At 69.9% G+C, this 15,837-nt stretch carries 14 protein-coding genes and 1 pseudogene; 8 read left to right on the top strand and 7 right to left on the bottom strand.

Annotated features, from left to right (window positions below; all coding sequences use genetic code 11):
- Positions 1 to 56 precede the first annotated feature (56 nt).
- Positions 57 to 677, bottom strand: coding sequence for a histidine phosphatase family protein (locus RNL97_RS26300; protein ID WP_243315593.1), 621 nt, complete (start codon positions 675 to 677; stop codon positions 57 to 59).
- Positions 678 to 775: 98 nt separating this feature from the next.
- Here RNL97_RS26300 and RNL97_RS26295 point away from each other — a divergent pair, with 98 nt between their 5' ends.
- Positions 776 to 1,369, top strand: coding sequence for a hypothetical protein (locus tag RNL97_RS26295; protein WP_243315591.1), 594 nt, complete (start codon positions 776 to 778; stop codon positions 1,367 to 1,369).
- Positions 1,370 to 1,480: 111 nt separating this feature from the next.
- On the opposite strand, the gene acnA is transcribed toward RNL97_RS26295, so the two are convergent.
- Complete coding sequence (acnA, locus tag RNL97_RS26290; RefSeq protein ID WP_030592848.1) at positions 1,481 to 4,195, bottom strand: aconitate hydratase AcnA; 2,715 nt, start codon at positions 4,193 to 4,195, stop codon at positions 1,481 to 1,483.
- Positions 4,196 to 4,474: 279 nt separating this feature from the next.
- Here acnA and RNL97_RS26285 point away from each other — a divergent pair, with 279 nt between their 5' ends.
- Positions 4,475 to 4,612, top strand: coding sequence for a hypothetical protein (locus RNL97_RS26285; RefSeq protein WP_158709181.1), 138 nt, complete (start codon positions 4,475 to 4,477; stop codon positions 4,610 to 4,612).
- Between the two features lie 38 nt (positions 4,613 to 4,650).
- Positions 4,651 to 4,986: a YnfA family protein gene (locus tag RNL97_RS26280; RefSeq protein ID WP_243315587.1), complete on the top strand. Its 336-nt coding sequence runs from the start codon at positions 4,651 to 4,653 to the stop codon at positions 4,984 to 4,986.
- Positions 4,987 to 5,015: 29 nt separating this feature from the next.
- Here RNL97_RS26280 and RNL97_RS26275 read toward each other — a convergent pair whose 3' ends face one another.
- Entirely contained in the window at positions 5,016 to 5,930 is a 915-nt protein-coding gene (locus RNL97_RS26275; protein ID WP_030592854.1) for an aminoglycoside phosphotransferase family protein, read from the bottom strand.
- Between the two features lie 27 nt (positions 5,931 to 5,957).
- The gene (locus RNL97_RS26270) at positions 5,958 to 6,392 is read right to left on the bottom strand and encodes a VOC family protein (RefSeq protein ID WP_030592857.1); all 435 of its coding nucleotides are present in this window, start codon (positions 6,390 to 6,392) and stop codon (positions 5,958 to 5,960) included.
- Between the two features lie 200 nt (positions 6,393 to 6,592).
- Between RNL97_RS26270 and RNL97_RS26265 the strand changes: the two genes are divergently transcribed.
- The 4 genes from RNL97_RS26265 (at position 6,593) to RNL97_RS26250 (ending at position 10,038) form a co-directional block, all read left to right on the top strand.
- Positions 6,593 to 7,045 carry a RidA family protein gene (locus tag RNL97_RS26265; RefSeq protein ID WP_313751270.1) on the top strand — a complete coding sequence of 151 codons (453 nt, stop codon included), beginning with the start codon at positions 6,593 to 6,595 and terminating at the stop codon, positions 7,043 to 7,045.
- A gap of 39 nt (positions 7,046 to 7,084) precedes the next feature.
- Complete coding sequence (locus RNL97_RS26260; RefSeq protein ID WP_313751269.1) at positions 7,085 to 7,738, top strand: TMEM175 family protein; 654 nt, start codon at positions 7,085 to 7,087, stop codon at positions 7,736 to 7,738.
- 172 nt (positions 7,739 to 7,910) lie between these two features.
- Positions 7,911 to 9,440, top strand: coding sequence for a helix-turn-helix domain-containing protein (locus RNL97_RS26255; RefSeq protein ID WP_030592866.1), 1,530 nt, complete (start codon positions 7,911 to 7,913; stop codon positions 9,438 to 9,440).
- A gap of 217 nt (positions 9,441 to 9,657) precedes the next feature.
- Positions 9,658 to 10,038 carry a hypothetical protein gene (locus RNL97_RS26250; protein ID WP_050500237.1) on the top strand — a complete coding sequence of 127 codons (381 nt, stop codon included), beginning with the start codon at positions 9,658 to 9,660 and terminating at the stop codon, positions 10,036 to 10,038.
- Between the two features lie 546 nt (positions 10,039 to 10,584).
- Here RNL97_RS26250 and RNL97_RS26245 read toward each other — a convergent pair.
- Both RNL97_RS26245 and RNL97_RS26240 read right to left on the bottom strand, forming a co-directional pair.
- The gene (locus RNL97_RS26245; RefSeq protein WP_030592872.1) at positions 10,585 to 11,262 is read right to left on the bottom strand and encodes a response regulator transcription factor; all 678 of its coding nucleotides are present in this window, start codon (positions 11,260 to 11,262) and stop codon (positions 10,585 to 10,587) included.
- Between the two features lie 104 nt (positions 11,263 to 11,366).
- A complete protein-coding gene (locus tag RNL97_RS26240; RefSeq protein ID WP_030592875.1) occupies positions 11,367 to 13,220 on the bottom strand; it encodes a sensor histidine kinase in 1,854 nt (617 codons plus the stop codon).
- A gap of 298 nt (positions 13,221 to 13,518) precedes the next feature.
- Here RNL97_RS26240 and RNL97_RS26235 point away from each other — a divergent pair, with 298 nt between their 5' ends.
- Positions 13,519 to 14,223: an LURP-one-related/scramblase family protein gene (locus RNL97_RS26235; protein WP_030592877.1), complete on the top strand. Its 705-nt coding sequence runs from the start codon at positions 13,519 to 13,521 to the stop codon at positions 14,221 to 14,223.
- An 87-nt stretch (positions 14,224 to 14,310) separates the two neighbouring features.
- Here the strand turns inward: RNL97_RS26235 and RNL97_RS26230 are convergent.
- Positions 14,311 to 15,014: pseudogene (locus RNL97_RS26230) on the bottom strand (IS5 family transposase); the annotation flags it as partial.
- Positions 15,015 to 15,837: the final 823 nt, after the last annotated feature.

Genomic DNA, 15,837 nt, shown 5'->3' with positions numbered 1-15,837 from the left:
CTGCGGCCGTGGCCCGGCGGCCCCGGAGGACTTCGGGCAGGGCCGCGGGGCGCGGCTCACTCCGGCTGGAGGCTCTCGGGCAGGGCGACGTTGAGCGCGGCGACGACCGGACGGCCGTGTTCGGTGCCGAGGCGGGAGACGGCGCCGGTGGCGAGCTGGAAGAGCCGCCCCTCGGCCGGGGTCAGGCCGAGGTAGCGGGCGGTGAGGACGCGCAGGAAGTGCGAGTGCGCGACGAGCGCGATGTCCTCCTCGTCCGCGACCTCCTCGGCGGCCGACCGGACGCCCGCGAGCACCTGGTCGGCCCGCTGCCCGATCTGGGCGGGGCTCTCGCCGGGGTGCTCGTCGGAGCCGGGGTCGACGCCGTCGGTCCACAGGTTCCAGAAGGGGCGGGTGCGGCGGATCTCCCGGGTGGTGATGCCCTCGTACCCGCCGTAGTCCCACTCCCGCAGCTCGGGGGTGACCCGGGGGGCGGGGAGTCCGGCCAGTTCGGCGGTGCGGCGGGCCCGGATCGAGGGGCTGACGAGGGTGAGGCCGATGGTGCGGTCGGCCAGCAGCGGGACGAGTGCGCGGGCCTGGCGCTCCCCGACGTCGGTGAGGGGGAGGTCGGTCCAGCTCGTGTGCTGCCCGGAACGGGACCATTCGGTCTCGCCGTGCCGGATGAGGATCAGCTCGCCCATGATGGTCCGTTCGCTTTCTGTACAGATGGTGCGGGTGGGGCTGAGGGGGCCACGTACGGTAAGTCCCTCAGTTGATCACTTTCCCGTGGGGGGACCGCATGTCCGACAACTTTCCGCCTCCGCCGCCCGAACAGCCGCAGCCGGAGTACCGGCCCGCGGCGCAGCCTTCGCCGTGGGCCGCGCCCGCGGGGCCGCCGCAGAAGCAGCGTACGGGGCTGATCGTGACGCTCGCCGTGGGCGGCGGGCTCATCGTGGCGGGAGCGGTCGTGGCGCTCGTCCACTCGGCGATGGACGCGGTCCAGGACTCCATCGCGCTGCCGCCGCGGTCGGACACGCCCTACTCGGAGCCGTACGGGGAAGAGCCGTACGCCGATGAGCCCGCGCCGGAGCCCACCGCGACCGAACCCGACGTGAAGGAGGACGTCACGATCACCGCGTGCACGCGCGATCCGCAGATCGGCTGGCAGTCGGCGAAGGTGAAGGTCGTGAACGGCACGTCCACGACGGCGAGCTACCACATAGGGGTCGAGTTCCTCGACAAGGACGGCACCAAGGTCGCGGACGGAGTCACGGGAGTGGTCGACCTCGGTCCCGGCAAGAGCGTGGTGGAGGAGATCCACGGCCTCGGTGAGGTGCCGCGCGGTACGACGTGCCGACTTGTCGACCTGACGCGGATGCCGACGGGGGACTGAGGCGGCCTCCGGCCACGGACGCGGAAACGGCGCGAGGGCCGCGCCCCGGGGAGAACCCGGGGCGCGGCCCTCGCACTGTGCCGTCCACCGGTCAGCGGCGGATCAGGCTGATCAGCTGCGGATCAGGCTGCGGAGCACGTACTGCAGGATGCCGCCGTTGCGGTAGTAGTCGGCCTCGCCGGGGGTGTCGATGCGGACGACCGCGTCGAACTCCACCCCGGTGTCGGTGGTGACCTTGACCGTACGCGGGGTGGTGCCGTTGTTCAGCTCGGTGACGCCGGTGAAGGAGAAGGCCTCCTCGCCGGTGAGGCCGAGGGTCTCGGCGTTCTGGCCCTCGGGGAACTGGAGCGGGAGGACGCCCATGCCGATGAGGTTCGAGCGGTGGATGCGCTCGTAGGACTCGGCGATGACGGCCTTGACGCCCAGCAGCGCGGTGCCCTTGGCGGCCCAGTCGCGGGACGAGCCGGAGCCGTACTCCTTGCCCGCGAGGATCGCGAGCGGGACACCGGCGGCCTGGTAGTTCTGCGAGGCGTCGTAGATGAACGACACCGGGCCGTCGGCCTGGGTGAAGTCGCGGGTGTAGCCGCCCTCGGTGCCCGGCGCGATCTGGTTGCGCAGGCGGATGTTGGCGAACGTGCCGCGGATCATGACCTCGTGGTTGCCACGGCGCGAGCCGTAGGAGTTGAAGTCACGGCGCTCGATGCCGTGCTCCGTGAGGTACTTGCCGGCCGGGGTGTCGGCCTTGATGGCGCCGGCCGGGGAGATGTGGTCGGTGGTGACCGAGTCGCCGAGCTTGGCGAGGACGCGGGCGCCGGTGATGTCCTCGACCGGGGTCGTCTCCATCGTCATGCCCTCGAAGTACGGGGGCTTGCGCACGTAGGTGGACTCGGAGTCCCACTCGAAGGTGTCGCCGGTCGGGATCGGCAGCGCCTGCCACTGGGCGTCGCCCGCGAAGACGTCCTGGTAGGACTTGTTGAACATGTCCTCGCCGATGGCGTTGGCCACGACGTCGTTGACCTCGGCCTCGGTCGGCCAGATGTCGGTCAGGAAGACCGGCTTGCCGTCCTGGTCGGTGCCGAGGGCGTCCTTGGTGATGTCGACCTTCATCGAACCGGCGATGGCGTACGCGACGACCAGCGGCGGGGACGCCAGGTAGTTCATCTTGACGTCGGGGTTGATGCGGCCCTCGAAGTTGCGGTTGCCGGAGAGGACCGACGTGACCGCGAGGTCGTTGTCGTTGACGGCCTTGGAGACCTCCTCCGGCAGCGGGCCGGAGTTGCCGATGCAGGTGGTGCAGCCGTAGCCGACGAGGTTGAAGCCGACCTTGTCGAGGTACGGGGTCAGACCCGCCTTGTCGAAGTAGTCGGTGACGACCTTCGAGCCCGGGGCGAGGGTGGTCTTGACCCACGGCTTGCGGGTCAGGCCCTTCTCGACCGCCTTCTTCGCCACGAGCGCGGCGGCGACCATGACGTAGGGGTTCGAGGTGTTGGTGCAGGAGGTGATCGCGGCGACGGTGACGGCGCCGTGGTCGATCTCGTACGTCGAGCCGTCGGGGGCCGTCACGGTGGTCGGCTTCGACGGGACGCCGTTGGAGGAGGCCGGGGAGTCGGAGGCCGGGAAGGACTCCTTGCCCGCCTCCTCGTCGTCCGAGACGTAGTTGCGGACGTCCTGGGCGAACTGCTGCGCGGCGTTGGCGAGGACGATGCGGTCCTGCGGGCGCTTCGGTCCTGCGATGGAGGGGACGACCGTGGCGAGGTCGAGCTCCAGCTTCTCGGAGAAGTCCGGCTCGGCCTTCGGGTCGAGCCAGAGGCCCTGCTCCTTGGCGTACGCCTCGACGAGGGCGACCTGCTGGGCGTCGCGGCCGGTCAGGCGCAGGTAGTTCAGGGTCTCGTCGTCGATCGGGAAGATCGCGGCGGTGGAGCCGAACTCCGGCGACATGTTGCCGATGGTGGCGCGGTTGGCGAGCGAGGTGGCGGCGACGCCCTCACCGTAGAACTCGACGAACTTGCCGACGACGCCGTGCTTGCGGAGCATCTCGGTGATGGTCAGCACGAGGTCGGTGGCGGTGGTGCCGGGCTTCAGCTCACCGGTCAGCTTGAAGCCGACGACGCGCGGGATGAGCATGGAGACCGGCTGGCCGAGCATGGCGGCCTCGGCCTCGATGCCGCCGACGCCCCAGCCGAGCACACCGAGGCCGTTGACCATGGTGGTGTGCGAGTCGGTGCCGACGAGGGTGTCGGGGTACGCCTGGCCGTTGCGGACCATGACCGTACGGGCCAGGTGCTCGATGTTCACCTGGTGGACGATGCCGGTGCCCGGGGGGACGACCTTGAACTCGTCGAAGGCGGTCTGGCCCCAGCGCAGGAACTGGTAGCGCTCCTTGTTGCGGCCGTACTCCAGCTCGACGTTCTGGCCGAAGGCCTCCTTCGTACCGAACTTGTCGGCGATGACGGAGTGGTCGATGACCAGCTCGGCCGGGGCCAGCGGGTTGATCTTCGCCGGGTCACCGCCGAGCTCCTTGACGGCCTCGCGCATGGTGGCGAGGTCCACGACGCACGGGACGCCGGTGAAGTCCTGCATGATCACGCGGGCCGGCGTGAACTGGATCTCCTGGCTGGGCTGGGCCTGGGAGTCCCAGCCGCCGATGGCCCGGATGTGGTCGGCGGTGATGTTCGCGCCGTCCTCGGTACGGAGCAGGTTCTCCAGCAGGACCTTCAGGCTGTACGGGAGGCGCGCGGAGCCCTCTACCTTGTCCAGCTTGAAGATCTCGTACGACTCGTCGCCCACGCGCAGCGTGCTGCGGGCGTCGAAGCTGTTCGCCGACACGACAGTCTCCTTCTTCAATGTGCGCGTCTACCGCGCCGCGCCTCATTGGCAGCCGGCGCCGCGTTTGCCACCTACGGCCCCGGCCATCCGCTAAGGTAAGGATTAGTTAGGTAACCCTTACCGGGCGGCGGCCGTGGTGCGCCTCGGCAGATATCTCGATGTCGAGATAACTCTAGTACATTGCCGCCGCCCGGTCATGCCCAGGTGCCCTGTGACCGCGCCGACACACGGACCACTTGACGCGGAGCGCTCGACTCGGGGCCGGCGCGGAGCGGCGGCATGGGCGACGACGCCTCGGCCTTCCAACCGGGTGGAAGGTTTACGGTCGGTCGCACGACCTCTCTCGCCGAGGCCGAGGTCCGCGCGCCTGCTGACGGCGGCGTGCTGCTCACGGACCTCTTCGGCTCCACCGGCTGACGCCCCCTCCCGCCCCCGCTCACCAGGAGCCCTCCACCGTGCTCGTCGCCCGTTCCATCGCCCTGTTCGTCGTCGCCGCGCTGTTCGAGATCGGGGGAGCCTGGCTGGTCTGGCAGGGGCTGCGGGAGCACAAGGGCTGGGCGTGGGTCGGGGCCGGCGTCATCGCGCTCGGTCTGTACGGCGTGGTCGCCACCTTCCAGAGCGACGACGACTTCGGCCGCATCCTCGCCGCGTACGGCGGCGTCTTCGTCGCCGGATCGATCGCCTGGGGCATGGTCGCCGACGGCTACCGCCCGGACCGCTTCGACGTCATCGGGGCCCTGGTCTGCCTGGCCGGCATGGCCGTGATCATGTACGCACCGCGCGGCCACTGAATCTCGGACGCCGCCTGGGCGGCAACGCCCTACCGGCCGTCGGTGCTCAGCACGCGATCGAGCGCCGCCCGGCCGGCGGGCCCCCAGCCCGGCTTGCCGCCGGGAAGCCCCCGGTCTCCGTTCTCGCCCATGAGCATGAGGAAGAGGCTTTTCAGCGCGGCCAGGCCACGGGCGCGCCGGATCGTCGCCCCGTCCGCGTGCGCGTACGCGTCGAAGAACCGCTCGGCCCCGCCCCGGGGAAGAACGACCCAGGCGGCCGCGAGGTCCCACGCCGGATCCCCGGCGAACAGGTCGCCGAAGTCGATCACGCCCGAGAGCGTCCCGCCCGACACGACCACGTTCGCCGGGTGGAGGTCACCGTGCACCCAGACCGGCGGGCCCTCCCACGCGGGGGCGGCGACCGCGTCGTCCCAGACGGCCCGGACCTCGTCGGCCCTGCCGTCGAGGGCGACGGACCGGAAGAAGTGGTCGAAGCCCTCGGTGTACGTGGCCGGGTGAGCGCCCCGGTCCACCACGCCCGGCGCCTCGGCGGGCGCCGCCACGTGGAGCGCCCCAAGGAAGTCCGCCAGCGTGTCCGCCGCGTGGTCGCCACGGCTGATCGAGGTGCGGTCCAGCGGCTCGCCGGGGACCCACGTCATGATCGTCCACCGCTTCGGGAAGCGTGCGGACGGCTCCCCGACGCGCACCGGGTGCGGGACGGGGAGCGGCAGGCGCGGAGCGAGGTGGGGCAACCACCGGCACTCCTTGCGCTGGAGTTCCGGGGCGCGTTCCGTACGCGGCACGCGGACGGCCAACTCGTCCCCGAGGCGCCACTGCTGGTTGTCCCAGCCGCCCACGACCTCGCGGACGGCCAGCCCCGCCAGATCGGGATGCTGCTCCCGGAGCAGGTCACGGACCAGGTCCGCCGTCATCTCGATCTCGCCGGCGGTGTCGGAGTGGGTCATGCCGGGCGAGGATACCGCGCGGGCCGGTCAGTCGAGGCAGAACTCGTTGCCCTCGATGTCCTGCATCACGAGGCAGGACTCGTTCTCCTCGTCGGCGAGGAGCAGGCGTACGCGCTTCGCGCCGAGCGGCAGAAGCCGTGCGCACTCGGCCTCCAGCGCGGCGAGGCGCTCCTCCCCCACGAGCCCGGTGCCGACCCGCACGCACAGATGCACCCGGTTCTTGACGACCTTGGCCTCGGGAACGCGCTGGAAGTACATCCGCGGGCCCACCCCCGTGGGGTCCTGGCAGACGAACCCCGCGTCCCGCTTCTCCGGCGGCAGGGAGAGGTCGTACGCGTCCCAACTGGCAAACCCCTCCGGCGGCGGTGGTACGACGTACCCCGACACCTCGCACCAGAAGTGGGCGACGCGCGTGGGCGACGCGCAGTCGAAGGTGATCTGGACCTGCCTGATCGACGTCATCGGGCCACAGTAGGAGCGCGACGTCCGACGAGCATCCGAATTTCTCCGCCGGACGGGCTACTGCGCGAGTCACCCCGCGAGCCGTCGTGCGAGCCGCCGTGCAAAAGGAGAGGCGGAACCCGGAGCGCGCTGAAAGGATGGCGGGCTCCAGGACCCGGCCCACCCGGCACGCGCCCCACCCCGCAGGAGACGCACCCACCGTGACCCGCACCAGCGCCGTTTCGCTGATCCGTTCCCGCACCCTCTCCGGCGTCGCCGAGTACGCCTATGCGGCCACGGCACCCGCCGGCTCACGGCTGGTCTTCCTCGCCGGTGCGTGTCCGCTCGACGAGCACGGCGCCACCGTGGCGGTCGGGGACTACGCGGGCCCGGCGGCGCGGGCCGTGGCGAATCTGCGGTCCGCGCTCGCCGACGCCGGTGCCTCCATCGAGGACGTCATCAGCACCCGGGTCCTCGTGGCGTCGGCCCGTCAGCAGGATCTCGGGGCCGCCTGGAAGGTGGTCCGGGACGCCTTCGGCGACCACGACGTGCCCAGCACCCTGATGGGCGTCACCGTGCTCGGCTACGCCGACCAGCTCGTCGAGATCGAAGCCGTGGCCGCCGTCCTCGACGAGCTGGAGCCCGAAGGACCGGCTTGCCCGCCGTCGGCGTAATGAAGGGGTGAGCCCCCTCGCCGCCTCACCCTGAGGCGGGTGAGCGATGCCCGAGCCGCCGCCGAGAAGGCCGACGAGAAGAGCGCGGACCGTCTGACGACCCTGTCCGACGGGATCTTCGCCATCGCGATGACCCTGCTGGTCCTGGACCTCCATGTCGAACCGGGGCTGGACAAGGACGAGTTCACCGACGCCGTGCGCCAGGCGCTGCCGGACCTCGGCGCGTACGGCCTGAGTTTCACGATCCTGGCCGGGTTCTGGCGCGACCACCGGCTGATCGTGCGGCTGGTCCCGCGCTTCGAGGGGGTGGCGCTGCGGTTCGCGCTGCTGTGGCTGGGGGCCATCGCTCTCGTCCCGTTCCCGACCGCGCTGCTGTCCGAGTACGCCACGCGCCCACTGGCCGTGGCCGTCTACGCGGGCATGGTCGCCGTCACGAACCTGCTGGAGCTGGCGATGTTCCTGGCCGGCCGGAGGAGGACGGAGCATGCGACGGAGGCCTCCCGCGGCGATGTGGGCCGGGCGGTCACCGCCGATCTCGCCGCGACCGCCGCGCTCTTCGCCGCGACGGTGCCGGTCGCCTATCTCGTCTCCCCTCCCGCGGCCATGTGGTGCTGGCTCGCGCTGGTCCCGGTCAAGCTCACCCTCACCCATCGGAAGCGCGCCACGGCCCGCCGGCACGGCCGGGCAAGCTGAGCACCGGGGAGGCGAGCCCGGGCCCGTCCCCGTACGGACGCACCGGTCGCGCCATCTCCTCCCGCGCGGGCGACGATGGGGAGACCCGGCCGCGTGGAGCCGGTGCACGCGCGTCACCCGAACGACACACCCCCACAGCATTCTCATCTCATATCTGAGATAGCCTGCCGACATGTCAGACGACTACCTCGTACGTATCGGCAAGCTCATCCGTGACGCCCGTCAGCATCGGGGCTGGACACAGACGCAGTTGGCCGAGGCTCTCGGCACCAGCCAGAGCGCCGTCAACCGCATCGAGCGCGGCAACCAGAACATCAGCCTTGAGATGATCGCCCGCATCGGTGAAGCCCTCGACAGCGAGATCGTGTCGCTCGGGTACGCCGGACCCATGCACCTGCGGGTCGTCGGCGGCCGACGGCTCTCCGGGGCCATCGACGTCAAGACCAGCAAGAACGCATGCGTTGCGCTGCTGTGCGCGTCGCTCCTCAACAAGGGGCGTACGGTCCTGCGCCGGGTGGCCCGGATCGAGGAGGTGTTCCGGCTCCTGGAGGTGCTGAACTCCATCGGCGTCCGCACCCGCTGGATCAACGACGGCGTGGACCTGGAGATCGTGCCGCCCGCGCAGCTGGACCTGGCGGCGATCGACGCCGACGCCGCGCGCCGGACCCGCTCGATCATCATGTTCCTGGGGCCGCTGCTGCACCGGACGGAGCAGTTCACCCTGCCGTACGCGGGCGGCTGCGACCTGGGCACCCGCACCATCGAGCCGCACATGATCGCGCTGCGCCGCTTCGGCCTGGAGATCGCCGCGACGGAGGGCCTGTACCACGCGCAGGTCGACCGCAGCGTCGCCCCGGACCGCCCCATCGTGCTGACCGAGCGCGGCGACACGGTGACCGAGAACGCCCTGCTGGCCGCGGCCCGCCACGACGGCACGACGGTCATCCGCAACGCCTCGTCCAACTACATGGTCCAGGACCTGTGCTTCTTCCTGGAGGCCCTGGGCGTACGGGTCGACGGGGTCGGCACGACGACGCTCACCGTCCACGGGGTCCCGCAGATCGACGTGGACGTGGACTACTCCCCCTCCGAGGACCCGGTCGAGGCGATGAGCCTGCTGGCCGCCGCCGTGGTGACCGAGTCCGAACTCACCATCCGCCGGGTGCCGATCGAGTTCATGGAGATCGAGCTCGCCGTCCTGGAGGAGATGGGCGTCGACTGCGACCGCACCCCGGAGTACGCGGCCGACAACGCGCGCACCCGCCTGGTGGACCTGACGGTGCGGCCCTCCAAGCTGGAGGCCCCGATCGACAAGATCCACCCGATGCCGTTCCCCGGCCTCAACATCGACAACGTCCCGTTCTTCGCGGCGATCGCCGCCGCGGCGCACGGCCAGACCCTGATCCACGACTGGGTGTACGACAACCGCGCGATCTACCTCACCGACCTCAATCGACTCGGTGGCCGCCTCCAACTCCTCGACCCCCACCGGGTCCTGGTCGAGGGCCCGACGCGCTGGCGCGCGGCGGAGATGATGTGCCCGCCCGCCCTGCGGCCCGCCGTGGTGGTGCTGCTGGCGATGATGGCGGCCGAGGGCACCTCCGTGCTCCGCAACGTCTATGTGATCAACCGCGGATACGAGGAACTGGCCGAGCGGCTCAACTCGGTGGGCGCGCAGATCGAGATCTTCCGGGACATCTGACGGGCGGGGTGCCGTGCCCCTTGGGGACACGGGGCACGACACCCCTGAACACGCGACGACCTGTGGCTATACCCTTTCTCGGCCTTCCATTGATCACCGCTGTTCTTCATCACCTTGTGCAACGTGTGCAAGATGATCTTCAATGGGTGACGATGTATCAGGAATACCTGATAGACCGTCACCTTTCACGGAGAGTGCTCGCCGGAGGGGCCTCGCAATGCCCGCACCGACGCTGCCACTGGCGTTCCTGCAAGTCGGAGTCGACTACGACCAGTTTCGGCCCGGACCTCTGGGACGAGACGGCCACGGCGCCTTCGTGGATGAGTACGGCTCCAGCGACATCCGAGGCTTCAACCTCTATCCACAACGGCGGGCGACAGCCACCGTCTACGCCGCCTCATCCCCCGCACAGTTGCGGCAACTGGACATCCAATTCAGTCCGCAGGTCGACGGTGAGCAAGCGTTCGCATACCTCTGGGTCGGCGGACTCGGCATCCACGAGGGCTCAACGGGAAGGAACTCTCTCGCGTCAGGAGCTGATTCCGGCATGGCCCGCGAGGTGGAACGCTTCCTGGAGGAGACGGCTCCCGGTTCCTGAAACCACCATGTGCGACCCCGGGCGCCTGCAGCTCTGACCCTCAACCGGGCCAGCGCTGTCTTCAGGTTTCGAACCCAAGACCTGCGCATGACGAGAGCGATCGCGCCTGGTGGTGCCGCACCCTGCTTCCTGATGACGCTTTCCCAGATCGCCGTGTGGGGCAGTCTCCCCTGTGCGGCCGCGTGCTGGCTCGTCCAAAGGCGTCTGTCCACCGGCTGTCCACCGCTGCGCCCCCTCCGGGCGGCGTCCAGTGACGCGCCACCACTGGAGGACCATCGCGACGCTCGTAGAGTCGGCCCTGAACCGGAGCAGCACGGTCAGGGGGCAGAGGCCCGTTTCGGTCCGTCCGGAAGAGCCCTCCCTCGTGTCCTCGGGGGAGGCTCCGACGAGCGGGGACCCGACCGCTCAGGCCTGGCGGTGCGATACGACCGTACGGATACGGCCGGGCGGATCCGCGTGTCTCGGCCCACCGGGCCGGAAGGGGCACGTACGGACGCCGCGCCCCCGTACAGACGTCAGGCCGTACGGAAGTGACGCTCCGTCCGGTCAGTGCCCGCCCGGCTGAATTCCCCCCGGTTGAAGCCCGGCGTCGCGGGCGAGGAGGGCGGCCTGGACGCGGTTGTCGCAGTCGAGCTTGGTGAGGATGCGGCTGACGTACGTCTTCACCGTGGCCTCGCTCATATGCAGCCGCCGCCCCGCGTCCGCGTTGGAGAGCCCCTCCCCGAGCAGCGCCAGCACCTCGCGCTCCCGGGTGGTGAGCCCGTCGAGCCGGCGCCGCGCGGCCTCCCCGCGCGTGGTGGCCCCAGTGGCGGAGAGCACGTCCGCCACATGCCGGGTGGCCGCGGGTGAGAGATACGCGTTGCCCGCCGCCGCGGCCCGCACCGCCTGGATCAGCTCGTCGGGCGCGGAGTCCTTCAGCAGGAACCCCGCACCGCCGTGGCCGAGCGTCCGCAGTACGTTGTCCCGCTCGCCGAAGGTGGTGAGGATCAGGACCCGTACCTTCGGCGCGGCGCGGCCGAGCTGGACCAGCGCCGTCAGCCCGTCCATCACCGGCATCTGGATGTCCAGCAGCGCCACGTTGACCCCGCCGCCCCGGGCCTTCTCCACCGCCTCGCGGCCGTCCCCGGCCTCGGCGACCACGTCGATGTCGTCGGCAGAGGTGAGGATCATTCTGATGCCGGCCCTGATGAGCGGCTCGTCGTCGGCGACGAGGACCCGGATCACACAACCTCCTGCGCGGTGCCGATCATGACATTGTCAAGGAGAACGGACGGAGTGGCCCCGCCATCATGCCCTGTACGGGCCGACCCGCCGCACGGAGCCCCGCATCACGTCGCCTTGTACGTCTCCTTGGAGACCAACTTCCCGTCCTGGAAGCAGAACCGGAAGACGGTGAGGAAGTCGACCCCCTGGTCGTCCTCGGAGGTGAAGTGTCGGCACGTCGCTCCGTCGGGCAGCTTGGGCCCCTGGTCCGCCAGGTCCGAGGTGAGCCACGAGTCCTCTTCGGGGAGCCTGGCCCGGATGTCCGCCTCGGCGTCCCCGACCTTCGCCTCCTCGTAGACGCTCGGCGAGATCTCCGCCTTCTTCACCTCTTCCGTCATGACGCCGATCCCCCAGACGCCCAGGCCGATGACGCCCGCGACGAGGACGACGGCGGTGACGGCGCAGCCGATGGCGACGTTCTTCCTGGTACTCATGATGGCGGTGAACTCCCTCTGTGGATCGGCCCCGTTGATGACCGTTCCACCGTCGCCCACCGCCCCCGGACCCAGCTGCCCCCGAACGTCGCGAGTCGGTACGACGGAGGTCGCGCCGTACGGCCCCGCGCCCCGGGCACCGTCCCCCGCCCCGTGTCCCCCGAGGTGCCCCGCCCGGCCCTCCGCCCCGCTTCCCGCCTTGCTCTCCTCCCCGTACGGCAGCATCCCCGCGATCCGGAAGCCGCCGTCCTCGGTGGGCCCGGTGTGCACCATGCCGCCGACCCGGCCGACCCGCTCGTGCAGCCCTTTCAGCCCTTGGCCGCCGCTGATCTCCGGCGGCACCTCGGGCGCTCCGCCCGGCACGGGCCCGTTGGTGACCTCCACGACCAGGCTGTCCGGTTCGTACCGCAGGGCAAGGCGTATCGGGGCACCCGGCGCGTGCTTGTGAGCGTTGGTCAGCCCCTCCTGGACGATGCGGTACGCCTCGTGGTCAGCGGCGGGCGCCAACGGCCTCCGGACACCGCTCCGATCCAGCGACACCGCCGTGCCCGCGCCTCTGGACGACTCGACCAGGCCGTCGATGGCGGCGGTGGTACGGGGCGCGTACGGCACGGAGGCGCCGTCGCCCACCGGCTGCCGCTGGCGCCCCTGGTGTTCCCGGTGCTCCCCGTACTCCCGGTAGGAAATCTCCCCCTGGTTCCCCTGGTGAGACTGATGCCCCTGGTACTGCTGCTCGTTCTGTTGCTCCCAATACTCCGCCTCGTCGTGGAGCACCCCCACCGCCGCCCGCAACTCCGCCATCGCGGTGACGGAGGCGCCCCGGAGGATCCGTACGGCCTCCCGCTGGCTCCCGGTCAGCTCCGGGTCGACCTGGAGGGCGCCCGCGTGCACGGAGATCAGGGCGAGCTGATGGCCGAGGCTGTCGTGCATGTCATGGGCGATGCGGTTGCGCTCCAGCAACCGCGCCTCACGGGCCACCATCGCCTGCTCGCGCCTGAGTTGCTGATTGTTCTGCCACAACGCGCTGAGCAGTCGCCGCCGTTGGTCCCGGTAGCGGCCGACGAGGGCCGGCACCACGGCCAGGGTCAGGAATGTCACGACGTTCCACCCGAGGGTGACGGGCAGCACGGACGCGGTCCCCGAGGTGATGTCGCGGTACAGGCCCGGCACGGTGTGGAGCACACACGCGGCCCCGAACGCGGCGGCCACCCGCCAGGGTTCCGTGATCCGCCGCCCCGCCGACCAGGCGACGCAGACCAGCAGCACGGAGGCCATGACGCTCCACCCCCCGGCCAGCGGGGCGGAGAGGATGAGGACGGTCGCGGGCAGCGCGTGGCGCGCGGGCGCCAGCAGGGCCATCGCTCCGGCGAGGAGAACGGTCCGCGCGTCGAGCGTGTCCCCCCACGCGCCGATGCCCGTGGCGAACCCGGCGAGGGTGACGGCGAGCACCGCCTCCCCGACGATACGGGCGGGGCTCCAGAGCACACCGCCGCTCAACCGCCGCCGGAGGCCCCGAACAACGAGCCCGGCGGAACGTACCCGTCGATCTCCCACATCCGTACCCGCCCTCACATCCACATTCACTTCCCTGTCCGCCTACACCGGACCGACGGTAGGACCCCTGGAAGAACGCGTGCATCGGCCGAGCGTCGTGCCACCGTACGACGAAAGTCGACACCTTTCGTCGCCCAGGATCGCGACTTCCGGAGACTGCGCCGGGCCGGTCGTGCGGCCGACGATGGACGGACCGAATCGGGGCCACGCGGACAACGGGAGATGCCACATGGACAGCACGGGCACGGAGTCGAGTGCAGGAACTGGCGCGGAGAAGGACAGGGCCGCCGTCAGCCTCACCAAGGCCACCCCCGCCCCAGTCCCGGCCCCCACCACTGCGGAAGCACCGGACATCCAGTCCTACGACACCTTCGTCATCAAGAAGACACTGAGCCTCACGGCCGGCGAGTACGTGGTGAGCGTGGCCCGGCCGGACGGCTCCGAGGGCGAGCCCGTCGCATACGCACGCGAGAAGCAGCTGTCGCTCAGGGGACAGGTGACCGTCTATACGGACGCGTCCAGGAAGTCCGCTCTCGCCGCCTTCAAGGGCCGCGACCACGAAGTGGGCTACATGTACGACGTGCGGGACGCTTCGGGCCAGTCCTTGGGGTCGTTCTACGAGGACGCGGGCGCGTCTTTCCTCCGCAGGACATGGCAGGTGCGCCAGCCGGGGACGATGAAACTGACCGGCCGCGAGCACAGCCGGGTGGTGGCCTTCGTCCGGTTCATCTGGGAGTTCGTGCCGTATCTCGAATACGTACCGTTCATCTGGCCGTACCGCTTCGAGTACACCGAGAGCGGCAAGCCGCTGATGACCGTCACCAAGAAGCTGGGGCTGCACACCCGGTACGTACTTGAGATCCTCGCGCCCGACATCGACCGCCGCCTCGCCATAGCCCACACGCTGGCTCTGGACGCCCTGGAAGTGGACTGACACGTACATCACTCCCGCTACGGCGATACAAGTCAGGTACGCCACGGACAGCCGTTGCGCGTCGTGTTGCCGACACGCCACAGGCTCGGCGGTCTTGTCGTAGCGGGTCGCGATGCCGCGCCACTGCTTGAGCCGGTTGAAGCACCGTTCCACGATGTCGCGCCGCTTGTAGAGCTGCTTGTCGAAGCTTGGCGGGCGTCCGCCCCGGCTGCCGCGCCGGAGCCGGTTGCGGACCTGGTCGGCCCGCTCGGGGATGGTATGGCCGATGCAGCGACGCCTGAGCCAGGTTCGTATCGCACGGGAGCTGTAGCCCTTGTCGCCCAGCACGTGAGCCGGCCGCACCCGGGGCCGCCCCGGCCCGGGGCGGGGCACCCGGATCGCTTCCATCGCGGCGGTGAACTGCGTGCAGTCGTTGGTGTTCCCGCCCGTGAGAGCGAAGGCGAGCGGACGCCCGAAAGCGTCACAGGCCAGGTGAATCTTGCTGGTCAGGCCACCCCGCGAGCCTCCGAGGCATGGGCTGCGGCGTCCCCGGCCGCGTCCACCCGGGCCTGCGCGGCCCGGAGCATCCGCTCGAAGGTGCCGTCCAGGGCCCACCGGCGAAACCGGGTGTGCAGCGTCTACCACGGCCCATACCGCTCAGGCACGTCCGGCCAGGCCGTGCCGGTGCGGAACTTGCACACGATCCCGTTGAGCACCCTTCGATCGTCCCACCGCTTCCGCCCCCGCAAGGACGCAGGCAGCAGCGGCCGGACGAACTCCTCTTCCTGATCCGACAGTTCATGGCGACGTATCACCCGCCCATGAACCACCACTCAAGCTCAATCGAAGACACGACTAGCGCCAAGGTCTCGGCGACTGCGCTCCGCCCGACGCCGAGTAGAACCGAAAGGGCACCGTTAGCCGAGGGAGTCCCCTGGGACTTCCAGCCCCACCAACCAGCATGGGCGTGAAACAACTGAAAGACTATTTGCGCAGGTCAGCGATCGAGGACTTCTCATCGTGGCAGGTCACCGCTGGCTGGTCCCTTCCGGGACATCTGAAAGCCTGCAAAAATGGCACCGTCACACCCCTCTGACCTGCACAAATGCGAGTCGAGGCGGGGTGTGACGGAGTCCCTGGGACTTTCCTGGGACTTTGAACCAGGAGCGACGGCTTCCGTGCACCGCGCTCTTCACGTGATGAGCCATCGCGAAACATGTGGAACGCAAACGCGTGGAAGTAACCGCAGGCCAGCACCCCGCGACGGACATTCTGGGCAAAACACTCGCGCGCGTTACGTGCGCTGTGTGCGTTACGTGCAGCTTCTTGACGTACGAGGCACCCGGCGGGCCATCCAAACATTAGGCCCAGGCAGTCTCAAGCAGCGTCCCGTGCAACGACCGTGCGGAGCCCACTGGATCAGATATCCCTTGCATCCAGGTCAATTCAGACCTGATCGGGGAATCAGTGGAGGGCACCCCAAGGTCATCCAAACGGCCCGCCACCATCTCCCGATGGCCTCGGAGTGCATCCGCCGCCTCACGCGCAAAGTGCCAAGTAGGGGAGTGGGAACAAATCACTCACCTACGTGACCAGTTCCTTGTCCGCCAAGAGGTAGCCGCGCTCGCGGTCGCT

The organism is Streptomyces parvus (assembly GCF_032121415.1).
Classification (GTDB): Bacteria; Actinomycetota; Actinomycetes; order Streptomycetales; family Streptomycetaceae; genus Streptomyces; species Streptomyces globisporus_A.
The sequence above is the reverse complement of the archived record's forward strand: the minus strand, read 5'-3'. Positions and strand labels throughout refer to the sequence as shown.

Coding starts and splice junctions, on each gene's coding strand:
- RNL97_RS26300 (WP_243315593.1), bottom strand. CDS start 677: ATGGGCGAGCTGATCCTCATCCGGCACGGCGAGACCGAATGGTCCCGT.
- RNL97_RS26255 (WP_030592866.1), top strand. CDS start 7,911: ATGTCAGACGACTACCTCGTACGTATCGGCAAGCTCATCCGTGACGCC.
- RNL97_RS26235 (WP_030592877.1), top strand. CDS start 13,519: ATGGACAGCACGGGCACGGAGTCGAGTGCAGGAACTGGCGCGGAGAAG.
- RNL97_RS26285 (WP_158709181.1), top strand. CDS start 4,475: ATGGGCGACGACGCCTCGGCCTTCCAACCGGGTGGAAGGTTTACGGTC.
- RNL97_RS26270 (WP_030592857.1), bottom strand. CDS start 6,392: ATGACGTCGATCAGGCAGGTCCAGATCACCTTCGACTGCGCGTCGCCC.
- RNL97_RS26250 (WP_050500237.1), top strand. CDS start 9,658: ATGCCCGCACCGACGCTGCCACTGGCGTTCCTGCAAGTCGGAGTCGAC.
- RNL97_RS26275 (WP_030592854.1), bottom strand. CDS start 5,930: ATGACCCACTCCGACACCGCCGGCGAGATCGAGATGACGGCGGACCTG.
- RNL97_RS26295 (WP_243315591.1), top strand. CDS start 776: ATGTCCGACAACTTTCCGCCTCCGCCGCCCGAACAGCCGCAGCCGGAG.